Raw genomic sequence first — 16,837 nt, forward strand, 5'->3', positions numbered from 1 at the left:
GTGTGGCTGACATGTCGCTCGTTGACTCTACCTGTTGGAGCTGGTCTGACCGGGCGTATGCGTGTCGGACCAGTTCTGCTTGCGTTGGCTCGCCTCATTGCAGTATTCGGATCCGGTTCTTCGCCTCGACGAGGCAGCGTTCGTGCTGAGCCGTGAACCATTCGCGCAAGATATCCAACAATGGAGCATGCGCGCCCGCGGTCGAGCCAGCTTGTGGCGGTCGACGACAGGTGACTACCCGTTGACTGTACTGCCCCATAGCGATGAGGCGCGGGAACCTTTCTTGTGTAGTCTGCGCCTACAGTGTCTCGCCACCCCCAGTTGTGAGATGTTGAATGTCGCAGGTCGACGCCTTTCGCAAGTGGCATGACCGATTATCGCCTAGCGTCAGTCCGCCCCCGTCGTAGCCCCCAGCAAGTCCCTCACCGTGTTGGCCACGCTGATGAACTCGGGCTTCTCCATCGTCGCGCTGTACTCCCGGTGCGCCGGGAGGTCCACGTCGAGGATGTCGACGATCCGTCCCGGCCTCGGGCTCATGACGACCACCCGGTTGGCGAGGTAGACCGCCTCGGCGACGGAGTGGGTGACCAGCATGACCGTCGTCCCGGTTTCCCGCCAGATGCGGTGCAGTTCGACGTTCATTTTCTCTCGGGTGAGGGCGTCGAGGGCGCCGAAGGGTTCGTCCATGAGCAACACTTCGGGCTCGTGCAGCAGTGCCCGGCACAGGGAGACACGTTGCTGCATGCCGCCGGACAGCTCGTGGGGGAGTGCTCCCTCGAAGCCCGTCAGACCCGTCATCTCGATCAACTGGTCGGCCTTCGCCGCGGCAGCCTTCTTGTTCATGCCGCGCATCTCGCCCTGGAGCAGGATGTTCTTGCGGACAGTGCGCCATTCCAGCAGCGCAGCGCGCTGGAAGACGTAGCCGATGTTGCGTTGCGGTCCCTTCACCTCGCGGCCGGCCAGTTCGACGGAGCCGCGGGAGGCGCCGGTCAGACCGGCGACCACCTTGAGCAGTGTGGACTTGCCGCAGCCCGACGGCCCGGCGATGGAGACGAACTCGCCCTTGCCGACCTTGAGGTCGACGTCGGACAACGCGGTGACGTCGCCACGCTTGGACGAGAACTGGACGGTGAGGTTGTCGACCGAGACTGCGGTGTCGGTGACGGTGGTGGGTCGCTCGTGGGTGATGGCGCTCATGTCGTCGCTCATTCCTTGCCGGAGGTGAAGGAGGACTCCCAGTATTTCGACGGTTCGGCTCCGACCTCGGTCAAGCCTGCGTCACCAAGGATGGAGATCGTGTTGGTCCAGTCCTCCTCGGCATTGACGCCCGGTGCCTGGCCCTCGGTGTTGGCGGTGGTGAGCAGCGGGATGGTCTCCTGCCACTGCTGCAGCAGCACCGACTCCGGCGGGGTCTGCGGGTCCTTGCCCACCATGGCCTTCACAGCCTCTTCGGGGTTGGCGATGGCGGCCTCGAACGATTCGGTGGTGGCGTCGACCATGGCCTGCACCAGTTCCGGGGAGCTCTCGATGGTGGAGGTGTTTGCGATGAGGCCGTTGCTGAAGAAGTTCAGGCCCTCGTCGGAGTAGCGGAGGTAGCGCATCTCGCGGCCCGACTTGTTCGCGATGTTCGGTCCCTGGTCGTGTGCGAAGCCGATGAGGCCGTCGACCTGGCCGGACAGCATCGCGGCGATCTTGCCTGCGGAGTCGAGGCTCTGCTGCTGCACCTGGTCCTCGGGGACGCCGGCGCGGTCGAGGAAGATCGGGAATGTCGTGGTGGGGGCGTCACCGGCGGAGACGGCGATGGTCTTGCCCGCGAGGTCGGCGGTGGTCTGGATCGGTCCGTCGGCGTAGACCTGGACGGCCGACGGCGTCGTCTGCAGGAAGACGCCCAGGCTCTTCACCTTCACGCCCTTGTCGATGTTCGACATGACCGCGGCGGAGTCGGCCCAGCCGAAGTCGGTCTGGTTCGAGCCGGCGGCCTGCGCGGTCTTGGTCGAGCCCTGGCCCGCGGTGATGGTGAGGTCGATGCCGTGCTTGGCGAAGATCCCCTCCTGCACGCCGTAGTAGAACGGCGCGTGCTCGCCGTAGGGGTACCAGTTGAGCATCAGCGACGTCGCGGTGGTCTCACCGTCAGCGCCGGGAGCCTTCTCCGCACCGCCACCGCCGCCGCCACATCCGGCGAGAGCGAGCGACGCGGCTACCGCAGCCACGAGGGCAGTCTTGAGCTTCATGGAAGTCTTCTTTCGAGGAGGTGTGGGTGAGGCAGCCGGGTCACACTGCGCCGACGGACGCGGTGGAGCGGCGCGATGCATGCCAGGGGATGAGGAACTTCTCGGCGATCTCGATGACGAGGAACAGCAGGATGCCGAGGAGAGACATGATGATGAGGGCGGCGAACAGCATTGCGGTGTCGATGTTTCCGTTCGCCTGGAGGATCACGTAGCCGAGTCCCTCGTTGGCGCCGACGAACTCACCGACCACCGCACCGGTCACCGCGAGCGTCGCCGCGATCTTGAGGCCGGACATCAGCTGTGGGAGAGAAGCGGGAAAGCGCACCTTGCAGAACGTCTTCCACTTGCTCGCACCCATCGTGGACGTGAGTTCGAGGATCTCCGGGTCGACGGACCGCAGGCCCGCCATGCCGGCGATGACGATGGGGAAGAAGGCCATGAGGACTGCCACCAGGATCTTGGGGCTGGCGCCGAAGCCGAGCCACACCACGAACAGCGGTGCGATGGCGATCTTCGGGATGACCTGAGCGAAGAGGATCAGCGGGTACATCGTCTTCTCGATCGACGACGAGTAGATCATCACCACTGCGACGGCGATGCCGACCAGGCCGGCGATGACGAAGCCCGCGATGGTCTCGTAGGTGGTCACCCAGGTGTGGCCGGCGAGGTAGGACGCGTTGTCCACCATCGTCGACCAGGTGTCACCTGGGGACGGAAGGATGTAGGGCGCAACCATTTCGGTGGTCGTGACCGCCCACCACGCGACGACGAGCGCAGCCACGAGAGCGAGGGGCCGCCACAAGCCGGACCAGGTGTTGCGGAACGAGGGAAACCGTCGACGACGCGTCGGCGCGGGATGCGGTGCCGACGGTGCAGCGAGTGGGGCCTCGACCGACGTTGTTACCGCCATGAGGAGTCCTAAAGCTAGTAGTGGTGCGGGTCCGACTACTCCCGCTGGAATGCGCTTTCCGAAGCTGCGGCCGAATCTAATGTGATCGCGCCCACAGTGTCAAGGAAAACGGACAACTACCTGCTCAGGGAGCTGCTCGCGCGCAGGACGACCGTTCCCGGCGCGTACTCGTGCGCGTCGAGGGCGCGGTCGGACGGGTCGAGCGCGAGCTGTACGGCACGCTCGCCGATGTCGACGAGAGACAACGCGACCGTCGACAAGCTCGGAACGTGGTCCCGCAGGGTGGGGATGTCGTCGAAACCCGCGACGCAGACGTCGGCAGGAACGCTCAGGCCCAGCTCACGCCACGCGGCGATGGCTCCGATGGCCATGACGTCGGTGACGGCGAAGACGCACGGGGGAGTGCCGTGTCCGGGCGTGAGTTCCAAGGCTGCCGCGAGGCGTCGGGCCGCGCTGTAACCGCCGTCGCGGGAGAAGTCGCCGGCCACCTCGATCTCCGGTGTGATGCCGTGGCGGCACAGTGCCTCGACGAATCCGTTGCGACGGTCCGCGGACGTGCGGATGTTGCCCGGTCCGCCGATGATGGCGAACCGCCGATGGCCGTACTTGTGCAGCGCTTCGGCCAATGCTGCTGATGCCGAATGGTTCTCGGGCTCGACGGCCGCACCGAACGGCATGGGTTGTCCGATGACGACGACGCGGCCACCGTTGTCCCGATAGGCCTCGAACTCGCGTTCCAGAGCGCGGTCGAGGTCGCCGCTCTGCCGCGATCCAGCCAGGATGATGGCGTCGGCGCGGTGGGAGATGAACGTGCTCACCGATTGCCGCTCGATGGCGAAGTCGCGCTCCGTGCTCGCGAGCAGCACGAGCTTCCCGGCGTCGCGTGCCTCGTTCTGCACACCGCGGACGATGGAGGAGAAGTACGGGTCGGCGACATCGTGCACGACGAGGCCGATCAGCCCCGTCGACGACCGCGCCAAGGCCTGGGCCTGGGCATTCGCGATGTAGCCGAGATCGGCTGCGGCGGCGCGGACTCGGTCGGCGACGCCCTCCCCGGGCACGCGCGACGAGCCGTTGAGCACCCGTGATGCCGTGGCCTGGGAGACGCCGGCCGCCGCTGCCACGTCACGCAATCGCACTGCCGCCATGCTCGCCACCCCCACGAAATCGTTGCGGTCTGCCGGTGCCTGTTGACCGATCGACCTCGACAGCATAGCTTGGAAAGCGCATTCCGAAGCTGACTTGCCCCTCGACGCGTGCAGGACTTTCCGCCGCACCGTCTCCCGAGGCCCTCGTGCGCCTCGTTCCCCTCGGTCGTGCACTCTTCAGACCTGGCTGCCGAGCAGTCAGAAAGGCCATTCGATGTCTCACCCCACCCGAACCCTGCGCATCGCCATGAACGGCGTCACCGGTCGCATGGGCTACCGTCAGCATCTTCTGCGTTCCATCCTCCCGATCCGCGACGCCGGCGGCTTGCTGCTCGCGGACGGTTCGCGCGTCCAGGTCGAGCCGGTGCTCGTCGGACGCAACGAGGCCAAGCTGCAGGGACTCTGCGCCCAGCACGGCATCGCCGAGTACACCACCGACGCCCAGTCGGTCATCGACGATGCGTCGATCGACATCTACTTCGACGCCCAGGTGACCTCGCGTCGCGCGGAGGCACTGTCGTCGGCGATGAAGGCCGGCAAGCACATCTTCACCGAGAAGCCGACGGCCGAGACGCTGACCCAGGCCATCGAACTGGCCCGGATCGGACAGAACGCGGGCGTCACGGCCGGCGTCGTCCACGACAAGCTCTACCTCCCCGGACTGGTGAAGCTGAAGCGACTGGTCGACGAGGGCTTCTTCGGACGCATCCTCTCGCTTCGTGGCGAGTTCGGCTACTGGGTCTTCGAGGGTGACGGTCAGCCCGCGCAGCGGCCCAGCTGGAACTACCGCGCCGAGGACGGTGGCGGCATCGTCGTCGACATGTTCTGCCACTGGAACTATGTGCTCGAGGGCATTCTCGGCAAGGTCGAGACCGTCACTGCCAAGGCCACCACCCACATTCCGACGCGGTGGGACGAGCAGGGCAACGAGTACGCCGCCACCGCCGACGACGCCGCGTACGGCATCTTCGAGATGCAGAACGGGGTTGTCGCGCAGATCAACTCGTCGTGGGCCGTGCGCGTGTTCCGCGACGAGCTGGTCGAGTTCCAGGTGGACGGCACGCACGGCTCCGCGGTGGCGGGACTGCGTAACTGCGTTGCCCAGCATCGTTCGCACACTCCCAAGCCCGTGTGGAACCCCGACCTGCCCGTCACCGAACCCTTCCGCGACCAGTGGCTCGACGTCCCGGCCAATGCCGATCTGGACAACGGCTTCAAGCTGCAGTGGGAGGAGTTCCTGCGCGACGTCATCGCCGAGCGTCCGCACCGCTACGGCCTGTTGTCCGCCGCGCGCGGTGTCCAGCTGGCCGAACTCGGCCTGCGTAGTTCCGCGGAGGGCCGTCGCCTCGACGTGCCGGAGATCTCGCTGTGACCGCCGTCGACTCGCGCCTGACCATCGCGCTGCCGGGCCACGGCGCGTATCAGCTGGGCGAGCCTGGAGAGTGGACCAAGCCCACCTCCCCGATCACCTCGCGCATCGCCTACGCAGCGGCACATGTCATTCCGCGTGCGACGGGTGACAACACTCCGGGCGCACCGGCCGACATCGACTGGGACGCCACCCTCGCCTATCGACACGAGCTGTGGTCCTACGGGCTCGGTGTCGCCGACGCAATGGACACCGCGCAGCGCGGCATGGGCCTCGATTGGGCGGCGACCGCGGAGCTGATCCGCCGATCGGGTGCCGAGGCTGCACGGGTGGGCGGACTACTCGCGTGTGGAGCCGGAACTGATCAACTCGACTTGACGACGTTGCCGTCGGGTCGGGAGGGTCTCGCTCGTGTCCTCGATGCCTACCGTGAGCAGATCGCGGTGGTGCGGGAGTCGGGCGCGAAGGTGATCATCATGGCCTCGCGTGCGCTGGCGCGGGTGGCGTCGTCACCCGACGACTACCTGTCCGTCTACTCGACGTTGCTCAACGAGGTCGATGAGCCCGTCGTGTTGCATTGGCTGGGAACTATGTTCGACCCTGCGCTCGAGGGCTACTGGGGCAGTGCGTCCGTGGACGAGGCGACCGCAACGTTCCGTGGACTGATTGAGGCGCACGCCGCCAAGGTCGACGGTGTGAAGGTGTCGCTGCTGGATGCTCAGCACGAGATCGCCCTTCGCGCAGCCCTGCCCGACGTAGTGCGCTTGTACACCGGGGACGACTTCAACTATCCGGAGCTCATCATGAGCGACGGTGAGCACCACTCCGATGCGCTGCTCGGCATCTTCGCCGGCATCTACCCCGCGGCGTCCACGGCGTTGCAGGAACTCGATCGCGGCAACACGGCTAGGGCCGAAGAGATCCTGCGGTCGACGCAGGAACTGGGTCGACACATCTTCGCGGCACCCACCTACTACTACAAGACGGGAATCGCGTTCCTGTCGTGGTTGAACGGGAAGCAGCCAGGCTTCTCGATGGTCGGCGGGTTGGCGTCGGGCCGCAGTGTGGAGCATCTGACGCAACTGTTCGTGTTGGCGGATCGTGCTGGGCTGCTTGCAGATTCGGCCCTGGCCGTGCATCGGATGGGCCTGTACCTGGAGCTGAACGGGGTGTCGGCATGAGTCTCGAGCGCCTGTCCCTCAACACCAAGACGGTGAACAACTGGACGCTGAAGGAGGCCGTCGAGGGTGCGGCGCGAGCAGGGCTCGGTGCTATCGGACCGTGGCGTGACCGCGTGCAGGAGGCCGGGGTCACCGAGTCGGCGAAGATGATCTCCGATGCCGGGCTGCGGGTGTCGACCCTGTGCCGCGGCGGTTTCCTCACGGCCATCGACGACGACGGGCTCGACGACAACCGGCGGGCGCTCGACGAGGCCGCCGAGCTCGGGGCTCCCGAGCTGGTGATGGTGATGGGCGGTATCCCGGATCGCGACCTCATCGGTGCGCGGGCCAGGGTGTCCGAGAGGCTCGCCGAACTGGTGCCCTACGCGCTGGAGCGAGATGTGCGGATCGCATTGGAGCCGCTGCATCCGATGTTCGTGGCCGATCGGGCGGTGATCTCGACGCTGGGTCAGGCACTGGCCATGGCGGAGCCGCATCCGGTGGAGGCGGTGGGCGTCGTCGTCGACACGTTCCATGTGTGGTGGGACCCCGACCTCGAGGCGCAGATCAAGACCGCAGGGGAGCGTGGCCGCATCAGCACGTACCAAGTGTGCGATTGGTTGGTGCCGATGGAAGCCGACCCTCTCCTGTCCCGCGGGATGATGGGCGACGGGATGATCGACTTCGCCACGATCGGGCGGTGGGTCGAGGAGGCCGGCTACCGCGGTGACGTGGAGGTGGAGATTTTCAACGCGGCTGTCTGGGCTGCGGATGGGGATCAGGTGATCGGGACGATGGTGGAGCGGTACCGGGATCTCGTGGCGATGGGGTGAACGTGGTTGTGCAGCAGGGAGTCGACCACCCGTCACTGCCTGCTCTCGTGCGGAGGCGCGGGCGCGCGACGGGGACAACCTGCAGCAGCTTGTCCAGTCTGATTTAGTCGTCGGGGTCGGTTATGTACAGCGGCAACCCCGCGGCAAGGGCGGTCGAGGCGATCATCAGGTCGGCCGCCCTGCGTCGCGGCTTCCTCCCGACGGCAACACCGCGGCGGTCACCCGACCGAAGATCCGCGCCCCCTCGACGTCGAATGGCAGCGCGTCGGACTCACTGTCCACTCGGCAACAACAACTACCCGTCGGTGCAGTCGTCGATACGCGGGTCGCTGGTGTCGGCTGTCGAGAACAAGTCTCTACGCGGAATGTTGTGCAGCGGGGGCACGGTCTTGCCGCGCGGGAACCCCGTCAGGTCGCCAGTCGCAACGCCCGAGCCCGTGCAGCGAGGAAGAAGGGGATCGCGGTGCCGATCCCCACGGTGAAGGTCATGAATAGCGTTGCCCACCACCATCCGCGGATCCCGAGTCGACCCGACTCCGGCAGCGCCCACGCGTGGAACGCGACGACGACGAGAATCAGATCGACCATCGCGAACTTTCCGGGCACCGTCGACCAGATCTTGCCGACGAAGAAGTCTGCCACCGAGCGAGTGCCGTGCTCTCGGACGTAGGGGATCGCGATGGCGTTCTGAGCGACGCCGGCCACTGCGGCAATAGCTATCAGGCGGCGTTCCTCGGACGCGGTCACGGGGCTCCTTCGATCGGGGTGATCACCGTTCTACCCGGGGCTCCGCCAATCTCCTGACCGCCTCGCCGACGACGAGACGATGCCGCGCGATCTCGTCGTCGTCCCACCGCCGATGGGCTTGCTGGTCGAGGTCCGGTGTGGTGAACCAGCTGAACAGCACACCGAAAATCAACGTCATCAGATCGGTTGCACTCCAATGGGAGTCGACGTATCCGTCGCGCTGAGCCTGCTCGACCTCGCGAACACGCTCACTCATCACCTCGGCGTGTTCGCTCGCGGGGAGATGGCCCTGCAACTGCGCCCAGAGCAGCATCCGGTGCTCGTCCTTCTCACTCGCGAGGCGGGTGAAGGCATCCATGGAGTACCCGGGTAGATCGCGTGGGGTGAAGTGCACGGACTCGACGAACCGCCGGAAACCGTGGTCCAGTACCGCGCCGAACAGCCGCTCCTTGTCGCCGTAGTACGCGTACAGGCGCTCTTTGCTGGAGCGAGACGCCAGTGCGATCCGGTCGACGCGAGCGCCGGCGAGGCCGTGCTCGGCGAACTCGCGGCGTGCGGCATCGAGGATTCGTTCACGCGTGTCAGAGGCGGCGGGGGAGATGGGGGTGTCCGACTTCACAGGCCGAATCCTACGCCAACCAACTAGTTCGTTTGACCGTGTCGGACCGCAACGGTACATTTTCGAATCGTCGAACAGACATTCCACCGCATACCTTTCCCAGGACCGAGGCACGCCCGTGACCAGCACGCCCGACATCGTGTCGTCAGAGAACGACGCCAATCCGAACTACGAGCGTCGTTGGCTCGTGCTGTGCATCGTCGCCATCACTCAGCTGACGATCGTGCTGGACGCGACCATCGTCAACATCGCTCTGCCGCAGGCGCAGGAAGACCTGGGCATCAGCGACAGCAGCCGCGCGTGGGTCATCACCGCCTACGCGCTCGCGTTCGGTGCGTTGCTGCTGCTCGGTGGCCGCATCGCCGACTACTGGGGCCGCAAGCGGTCCTTCCTCGTCGGCATGGCGGGATTCGCGATCGCCTCGGCCATCGGCGGACTGGCACAGGAGGGCTACCAGCTCTTCATCGCCCGCGCCGGACAGGGCGTCTTCGCCGCCCTGCTCGCCCCCGCTGCGCTGGCCATCCTGACCACCACGTTCACCGACGAGAAGGAACGAGCCAAGGCGTTCGGTGTCTTCGGTGCCATCGCCGGTGGCGGCGCTGCCGTAGGCCTGCTGCTCGGCGGTGTGCTCACCGAGTACGCCAACTGGCGCTGGTGCCTGCTGGTCAATGTTCCCGTCGCGATCGTCGCGGCCGCCGCCGCTATCCCTTTGGTCAAGGAGAGCAAGGCTGAGGGCGACACGCGGTACGACGTTCCCGGCGCGATTCTGGTCGCCCTCGGGCTCGGCTCACTGGTCTACGGGTTCACCGAGGCTGAAGACGGCTGGTCCAACGTCTCAACTCTCAGCTTCATCGCGCTGGGCATCGTTCTACTGGCCGCGTTCGTCGTCGTCGAGTCCCGGTCTGCCAATCCGCTTCTGCCGCTGGGCGTCCTGCTGGATCGAGACCGTGGGTCCGCCTACCTCGGTTCGGCCATCATCGGCGCCGCCCTTCTCGGCGGCACCTTGTACCTGACCTTCTACTTCCAGATCGTGCTCGGATTCAGCCCCGTCGTCGCCGGAGTCGCCTCCCTCCCCATGACCGGCGGCATCATGATCACCGCCGCCGCAGCGTCCGCATTGATGCCTCGCGTGGGACCGAAGCCGTTGATGGCTGCCGGCCCCGTCATCTCGGCCATCGGTCTGGTCCTGCTCACCCAGATCGGCGTCGACACCTCGTACTGGACGCACGTGCTTCCCGGAGTGATGCTCCTCGGGCTCGGTCTCGGTCTGCTCATGGTGCCGATGCAGAACGTGGCCCTCATCGGGGTCGCCGATCACGACGCCGGCGCTGCCAGCGCACTCGTCAACGCGGCCCTGCAGATCGGTGGCGCCTTGGGAACCGCCGTCTTCACCACGATCTACACGTCTGCCAAGTCGTCCTACCTGTCGTCGAACGTCGCGCCCGTGCCGCCCGCCGGTGTGCCCGCGGAGGCCCTGGCGTCGCAGACCCTGCCGTCCGATTCCGAGCTCGCTGCCCTGCCGGAACCGATCCGCAATTTCATCAACTCCACCATCGACTACATGTTCTCCGCGGAGGTCTCCGGATACGCGCACGCGTTCGCGGCAGCGGCGATCATGGTCATCCTGATCACGCCGATCGTGCTGGTGTTGGTTCGTGCCCGCAAGACCGACCTGCCGGTCGGCGACACCCCGGTTCACATGGGCTGACTCGAGCCGTTCCTACTGTCGGGGGACGACCGCTGCGGCGTAGAGAAGCCGCGCACGGCGTGACGCCGGTTAGGGTGCTGCGTGCGCACTCTCGTTCTGTGGGGCGCCCTTGCGGGCGTCGTGATCGGCTTGGTTTTCCTGGGTGTCGAAGGGTTCGCACTTTATCGTGATCAGAGCGAGGTGATCTACGACGGCGCCTACGCGCCGTTGCGTGGCGTCGAGATGACGAGGAGCTACTCGACCACCCTGACGCTCGACCACGCCGGCTCTGGATGGTGGAACGCGCTCCCGGTTCCCTGGTGGAGTTATCCGGTGATCGGGGGAGCAGCCGGGGCCGTGGCGTCCGCTGCGGCGGGGTGGCGGGGACTGCGCATCACTGGACGTGGATGACTCGCGGTCAGCCTCAGGTTCTCGACTGCGCGCAGTGGTGGATAGGCGTCGACTGCAGGGCATCATGCCTGTCGAGGTAGCTCGTCCGCGAAGTCGAACGAACACCCGAGCCGATCAGCGGCTTCGACACCGCCGGCATCACGCACCCAGGCGACACATGCGCCGGCCGCGAGGGCTAGATCGCGGCTGAACAGGTACCCATCGGTGCAGTCGTCGAAATGCCCGTCGTGGTGCCATCGGTCGAGAACCAGTCCCTGCACGGAATGGTCCGCGAAGCGGAGCGTGTGCAGGATGCGACGCGACCGGCGCACCATCACCACACCGTCATCCAGACGATGGAGCTGTGCTGTGATGAGCTCGATGTCGTCGAGCTCGTCATCGGGGATGTCGGTGTTGGGGCCGAGATCGATGACGAGCCCGGCCGGTTCGTCCTGCATCGACTCGACGAGCCACGCGGTCATCGCGTCCCACTGGTCGACCTCGAGCAGGACGCCCGTCGGCGTTTCGAGACTGATCAGCAAAGCTGCGGCATCGATCTCTGCGGCCCACACCTGCGTGGGCCCGTCGTCGCCAAAGAACACCCGACCGGAGTCGTCGACAAGCCCCGGCTGCTCGTTGAACCGAGACGTGTCAGTTGTGCTGTCGACATGGTGGGTGTGGATGAACCAGCCGCGCATGTCCTCGTCGGTGACCACGACGTAGCGCGTGAGGAGATCATCCGACGCGAACTGCCAGCGGGGGAGTGCCGGGGTGGTGTCCATCGACGCTCAGGCGTCGCTCAGTGCATCCGCGAGCATGTGCATCGCCACGGTGACCGAGAGTGCGCGGACACTCGCACGATCACCGGGTAGCCGCAGCGTCCGGGTGACGGTCGGTCGGCCCGTGGCAGCGATGCCGAAGCACACCGTGCCCACGGGCTTGCTCTCCGTTCCGCCGCCCGGCCCCGCGACACCGCTGGTCGAGACGGCGACATCGGCGCCGACGCGATGTAGTGCTCCTTCGGCCATGCGGGCCGCCACTGGTTCGCTGACGGCGCCGTGCTCCTCGATCATGGCTGCTGGGACGTCGAGTGATCCGATTTTCACCTCGTTGGCGTACGACACCACGCCGCCGACCACGTATGCCGACGAGCCCGCCCGATCGGTGAGCCGCGCGGCGATCATGCCGCCGGTGCATGATTCCGCCGTCGCGATGCGGCGACCACCAGAACAAGTCGCCACGATGTCGTCGATGGTGGATCCGTCGGTCGAGAAGATCTGCGCGCCATGGTGTTGCTCGATGAGCGCCAGCACGCCGGAGTAGGCGCCGGCCGCGGACTCCTCATAGCGAGTGACCATCTCGAGTTCACCGCCAGACAGGCAGGTCGTGATCGCCAGATCGCCGAACCCGGCAATCGAGCTCTCAGCGGTACGCAAGGTCGCGGCGAGGTTGGCCTCCGACAATCCGTAGGCCCGGATGGTGTCTTCGGTGACCGACGTCCTCCGCGCGAGCACTGTGGCGACGGGTGCGCTCTCTACCGCTTCCGGCCACATCGACTGCAGTTCGGAGGGCGGGCCCGGAAGGATAAGGACCGTGGGGAGGGTGCCCGAGTCGTCGGCCATCGCCACGCCCGGTGCCGTGCCTGTCGGCGAGATCGACTGCGCTCCGGCGGGAACCATCGCCTGCTTGCGTACGCCCGCTCGCAGTGGTTCGGAGTCGGCGACACTACCGAGCCGACTGCGCCAGCGCTCGACGATGGCCGTGATGCGGCCTTCGAGTTCGACGTCGAGGTGCATCTCGCGGCCGTAGAGTGCGGCGACGGTCTCGACGGTGAGGTCGTCCGCTGTCGGGCCGAGGCCGCCGGTCGTGATGATGAGGTCGACGTGCTGGTCGGCGAGGAACTGGACCTGGGCCGTCAGATCGGCCGGCCGGTCACCGCACACCGTCAGGTGGGCGACGTCGACCCCCATCTGCAGGAGTTGCCGCGCCACCCAGGGGCCGTTGCGGTCGCTGACCCGCCCGGCCAGAACCTCGCTACCCGTGACCACCACACCCGCGCGCACTGCCATGGTTCGACACTACGGCGGCCGCGGTCAGGTCCGACCGGGGGTCATGACGCCCGACTCGCCCAACTGCACGGGCCCGATGCCTCTCTTCAGCGCCCAGAGCGGGAGCGCACCTTGGAAGGTCAAGCTGCGGCCGCCGAACCTTCAGTGATCGCCAATCGGCCGCGGATGATGTGTCGTGGGCGGCAGACGAGTACAAACGCTGGCCCCGGCAACTTTGAAGATGATGTGATGACCGAGTGACCGAGCCGAACTCATGAACCACCCCGACCCAATCGTGGCTACACCGAAAACCGGTGACGAGCCTTTCACGCAGCAAGGTCAATCGATTGGATCGGACCTCCGTCAGTTCTGGCGTTGGGCATGCTCAGATCTGATTGGCAACGCCCAGCGCGGTGTTCTCGCTGAGTACATCGTCGGACTCGCTCTCGGATGCGTAGCCAATGGAGTCCGAGTCGAGTGGGATGCTTCTGACCTGGTGACTGAAGGAGGGGTTCGCGTCGAGGTGAAATCCTCGGCTTATCTCCAGAGTTGGAGGCAGGAGAAGTTGTCAAAAATCAGCTTCGGGATCCAGCCGACGAACGGTTGGGACGCGAAGACGAACACAATCTCCGAGGAGCGTAAGCGGCAAGCCGACGTCTACGTCTTTTGCGTTTTCAAGCAGACTGATCGGTCCACCGCCGATCCACTCGACATGGACCAATGGGACTTCTACGTAATGTCCACACAGCACGTGAACTCTGCGTTCGGAGATCAAAGGTCCGTTGCGTTGGGAAGCCTATTGTCGCGTGACCCCGTCAGGTGTTCGTTCACCGAACTTGCCGGCGCTGTCGAGTCTGCGTCGGGCAAGGGGTCCTGACTCGTATCGTTGCCTGCTCTCTTGCATGCTGCGAGCATCTTCGAGGTTGAGTAGCAGAGTCCTACCCCGTGTCATGGACACCATCGGCTCAAGAGAACTCCGGCAGCACGCTTCCGACTACGTCGAGCGGGCCGAAGCCGGTGAGACGCTCTTGATCACGGTGTCGGGACGTCCCGCAGCAGTGCTCGGTCCCGTCTCGAAGCAGTGGACTCGCTACTCCGATATCGAGGACGTCTTCGACACCCCGACGGACCATACGTCGGCTGATGATCTCGGCGAGAAGAACGACATGGTTCACAATCCGTGGACTCGATGAGAACGATCTCGACACGAGCGTCGTTATCGGAGATCGATTCGGCGGTGGATTCGCGACCAGTGGTTGACGTTACCGATCAGTAGCTTCGGCCCCGGCCTCCCACGCTGGTCAGCTATGCCGCAGCGCACACGCGGCCGGTCCTACCGGGGTCGCCACAACACAGCCCTGCACGACTAAAGTTGTTCCCGAGCCCACAAGGACAGACGACGTCGAGCAGACGGAAAACGAGGCAAGACCTGCAATGACTGAGAAAAAGCCGACCATCATCTACACCCTGACCGACGAGGCGCCCATGCTGGCGACTCACGCGTTCCTGCCGGTCATCCGCACTTTCGCCAGCGCAGCCGGGATCGAGGTGGAGTCGAGCGACATCTCCGTTGCCAGTCGCATCCTCGCCGAGTTCCCCGACTACCTGGACGAGGGTCAACGGGTTCCGGACAATTTGGCCGAGCTCGGCAAGCTGACCCAGCTGCCCGACACGAACATCATCAAGCTCCCCAACATCAGTGCCTCGGTACCGCAGCTGCACGCCGCGATCAAGGAACTGCAGGACAAGGGCTACAAGATCCCCGACTTCCCGGGCAACCCGAAGACGGACGAGGAGCGGGAGATCCGCGACCGCTACACCAAGTGCCTCGGTAGCGCCGTCAACCCAGTCCTCCGTGAGGGCAACTCCGATCGCCGCGCGCCGAAGGCCGTGAAGGAGTACGCGCGCAAGCACCCGCACAGCATGACCGAGTGGTCGCCGGCGTCGCGCACGCATGTCGCGCACATGCGCGAGGGCGATTTCTACCACGGTGAGAAGTCGATGACCGTCGAGGGCGACCGCGAGGTCAAGATGGAGCTCGAGACGAAGAGCGGCAAGACCGTCGTTCTGAAGCCGAAGGTCTCGCTGACCGACGGCGACGTCATCGACAGCATGTTCATGAGCGCCAAGGCGCTGGACAAGTTCTACGAAGAGCAGATGCAGGACGCCTACGAGACCGGCGTCATGTTCTCCCTGCACGTCAAGGCCACGATGATGCGGGTCTCGCACCCCATCGTCTTCGGTCACGCGGTGCGCGTTTTCTACAAGGACGCCTTCGCCAAGCACAACGAGCTCTTCGAGGAGCTCGGCGTCAACGTCAACAACGGCCTCTCCGATCTGTACAGCAAGATCGACACCCTCCCGGCGTCGAAGCGCGACGAGATCGTCGAGGATCTGCACAAGTGCCACGAGCACCGACCCGAGCTGGCCATGGTCGACTCGGCACGCGGCATCTCCAACTTCCACTCTCCCAGCGACGTCATCGTCGACGCCTCCATGCCCGCGATGATTCGCGCCGGCGGCAAGATGTGGGGAGCCGACGGCCGTCCCAAGGACACCAAGGCCGTCAACCCGGAGTCGACCTTCTCCCGCATCTACCAGGAGATGGTGAACTTCTGTAAGACGAACGGCCAGTTCGACCCGACGACCATGGGCACCGTTCCCAACGTCGGCCTCATGGCGCAGAAGGCCGAGGAGTACGGCTCGCACGACAAGACCTTCGAGATCGAAGAGGACGCCGTCGCGAACATCGTCGACGTGGCGACCGGCGAGGTCATGCTCACGCAGAACGTCGAGAAGGGCGACATCTGGCGCCTCTGCATCGTCAAGGACGCGCCGATCCAGGACTGGGTCAAGCTCGCGGTGAACCGTGCGCGTGACTCCGGGATGCCGGTGCTCTTCTGGCTCGACCCGTACCGCCCCCACGAGAACGAGCTGATCAAGAAGGTGCGCACGTACCTGAAGGATCACGACACCGAGGGCCTCGACATCCAGATCATGTCGCAGGTCCGCGCGATGCGGTACACGCTCGAGCGCGTCGTCCGTGGCCTGGACACGATCTCCGCGACCGGCAACATCCTCCGCGACTACCTCACGGACCTGTTCCCGATCCTCGAGCTCGGCACCAGCGCCAAGATGCTGTCCATTGTTCCCCTGATGGCCGGCGGCGGACTGTACGAGACGGGCGCCGGCGGTTCCGCGCCGAAGCACGTCAAGCAGCTCATCGAGGAGAACCACCTCCGCTGGGACTCGCTCGGCGAGTTCCTCGCGCTGGCCGTCAGCCTCGAGGACCTGGGCAAGAAGACCGGTGGCAAGGCGAACGTCCTGGGCAAGGCCCTCGATGCCGCGACCGGCAAGCTGCTCGAGGAGAACAAGGGTCCGTCGCGCACCACCGGCGAGCTCGACAACCGCGGCAGCCAGTTCTACCTGGCCAAGTTCTGGGCGCAGGAGCTGGCGAATCAGACCGAGGACGAGGAGCTGGCCAAGCACTTCGCGCCGCTCGCCAAGACGCTGGCCGATCAGGAAGAGGCCATCGTCAAGGAGCTCGGCGACGCGCAGGGTGAGCCCGTCGACATCGGCGGGTACTACTACCCGGATCCCGAGAAGGCGACGTCGATCATGCGCCCGAGCAAGACGTTCAATCAGGCTCTGGAGTCTGCGACCAAGTAGTTCTCGACCTTCTGGCCCATGCACGC

The 16,837-nt window shown here is 65.6% G+C and carries 15 protein-coding genes; 7 read left to right on the forward strand and 8 right to left on the reverse strand.

All coding sequences use genetic code 11. From position 1 onward, the window contains the following. Window positions 1-387: 387 nt before the first annotated feature. The 4 genes from HQ325_RS15405 to HQ325_RS15420 all read right to left on the reverse strand — a co-directional run bounded on the left by HQ325_RS15405 (window position 388) and on the right by HQ325_RS15420 (window position 4,289). Window positions 388-1,197: an ABC transporter ATP-binding protein gene (locus tag HQ325_RS15405; RefSeq protein ID WP_222630699.1), complete on the reverse strand. Its 810-nt coding sequence runs from the start codon at window positions 1,195-1,197 to the stop codon at window positions 388-390. Window positions 1,198-1,205: 8 nt separating this feature from the next. After that, window positions 1,206-2,231 (reverse strand): ABC transporter substrate-binding protein, encoded by a 1,026-nt coding sequence (locus tag HQ325_RS15410; protein WP_222630701.1) that lies wholly within the window; start codon window positions 2,229-2,231, stop codon window positions 1,206-1,208. A gap of 40 nt (window positions 2,232-2,271) precedes the next feature. Then, window positions 2,272-3,141 (reverse strand): ABC transporter permease, encoded by an 870-nt coding sequence (locus HQ325_RS15415; protein WP_222630703.1) that lies wholly within the window; start codon window positions 3,139-3,141, stop codon window positions 2,272-2,274. A gap of 116 nt (window positions 3,142-3,257) precedes the next feature. Continuing rightward, complete coding sequence (locus HQ325_RS15420; protein WP_222630705.1) at window positions 3,258-4,289, reverse strand: LacI family DNA-binding transcriptional regulator; 1,032 nt, start codon at window positions 4,287-4,289, stop codon at window positions 3,258-3,260. A 214-nt stretch (window positions 4,290-4,503) separates the two neighbouring features. Between HQ325_RS15420 and HQ325_RS15425 the strand changes: the two genes are divergently transcribed. From HQ325_RS15425 to HQ325_RS15435, 3 genes are read left to right on the forward strand one after another with little or no spacing between them, the layout of a single operon-like run. Then, window positions 4,504-5,661: a Gfo/Idh/MocA family protein gene (locus HQ325_RS15425; protein ID WP_222630707.1), complete on the forward strand. Its 1,158-nt coding sequence runs from the start codon at window positions 4,504-4,506 to the stop codon at window positions 5,659-5,661. After that, window positions 5,658-6,839, forward strand: a complete 1,182-nt coding sequence (locus tag HQ325_RS15430) for a dihydrodipicolinate synthase family protein (protein WP_222630709.1) — start codon at window positions 5,658-5,660, stop codon at window positions 6,837-6,839. Before HQ325_RS15425 ends, HQ325_RS15430 begins: the two co-directional genes overlap by 4 nt. After that, window positions 6,836-7,651: a sugar phosphate isomerase/epimerase gene (locus HQ325_RS15435; protein ID WP_222630711.1), complete on the forward strand. Its 816-nt coding sequence runs from the start codon at window positions 6,836-6,838 to the stop codon at window positions 7,649-7,651. Before HQ325_RS15430 ends, HQ325_RS15435 begins: the two co-directional genes overlap by 4 nt. Before the next feature lie 408 nt (window positions 7,652-8,059). On the opposite strand, the gene HQ325_RS15440 is transcribed toward HQ325_RS15435, so the two are convergent. Together HQ325_RS15440 and HQ325_RS15445 are read right to left on the reverse strand one after the other, a co-directional pair. Continuing rightward, window positions 8,060-8,398, reverse strand: a complete 339-nt coding sequence (locus tag HQ325_RS15440) for a DUF2834 domain-containing protein (RefSeq protein ID WP_222630713.1) — start codon at window positions 8,396-8,398, stop codon at window positions 8,060-8,062. 22 nt (window positions 8,399-8,420) lie between these two features. Then, window positions 8,421-9,017: a TetR family transcriptional regulator gene (locus tag HQ325_RS15445; protein ID WP_308014399.1), complete on the reverse strand. Its 597-nt coding sequence runs from the start codon at window positions 9,015-9,017 to the stop codon at window positions 8,421-8,423. A 118-nt stretch (window positions 9,018-9,135) separates the two neighbouring features. Here HQ325_RS15445 and HQ325_RS15450 point away from each other — a divergent pair, with 118 nt between their 5' ends. Continuing rightward, window positions 9,136-10,725: an MFS transporter gene (locus HQ325_RS15450; protein WP_308014398.1), complete on the forward strand. Its 1,590-nt coding sequence runs from the start codon at window positions 9,136-9,138 to the stop codon at window positions 10,723-10,725. 81 nt (window positions 10,726-10,806) lie between these two features. After that, window positions 10,807-11,115: a hypothetical protein gene (locus HQ325_RS15455; protein WP_222630717.1), complete on the forward strand. Its 309-nt coding sequence runs from the start codon at window positions 10,807-10,809 to the stop codon at window positions 11,113-11,115. 62 nt (window positions 11,116-11,177) lie between these two features. Here the strand turns inward: HQ325_RS15455 and HQ325_RS22865 are convergent, their stop codons facing one another. Both HQ325_RS22865 and HQ325_RS15465 read right to left on the reverse strand, forming a co-directional pair. Next, the gene (locus HQ325_RS22865; protein WP_308014397.1) at window positions 11,178-11,876 is read right to left on the reverse strand and encodes a hypothetical protein; all 699 of its coding nucleotides are present in this window, start codon (window positions 11,874-11,876) and stop codon (window positions 11,178-11,180) included. 6 nt (window positions 11,877-11,882) lie between these two features. Then, window positions 11,883-13,163: a competence/damage-inducible protein A gene (locus HQ325_RS15465; protein WP_222630718.1), complete on the reverse strand. Its 1,281-nt coding sequence runs from the start codon at window positions 13,161-13,163 to the stop codon at window positions 11,883-11,885. Between the two features lie 929 nt (window positions 13,164-14,092). Between HQ325_RS15465 and HQ325_RS15470 the strand changes: the two genes are divergently transcribed. Together HQ325_RS15470 and HQ325_RS15475 are read left to right on the forward strand one after the other, a co-directional pair. Then, complete coding sequence (locus HQ325_RS15470) at window positions 14,093-14,335, forward strand: type II toxin-antitoxin system Phd/YefM family antitoxin (RefSeq protein ID WP_222630719.1); 243 nt, start codon at window positions 14,093-14,095, stop codon at window positions 14,333-14,335. A gap of 241 nt (window positions 14,336-14,576) precedes the next feature. Continuing rightward, window positions 14,577-16,811: an NADP-dependent isocitrate dehydrogenase gene (locus tag HQ325_RS15475; protein WP_222630720.1), complete on the forward strand. Its 2,235-nt coding sequence runs from the start codon at window positions 14,577-14,579 to the stop codon at window positions 16,809-16,811. Window positions 16,812-16,837 lie beyond the last annotated feature (26 nt).

Origin of the sequence: Rhodococcus sp. BP-349 (assembly GCF_019835845.1) — a bacterium.
Classification (GTDB): Bacteria; Actinomycetota; Actinomycetes; order Mycobacteriales; family Mycobacteriaceae; genus Rhodococcoides.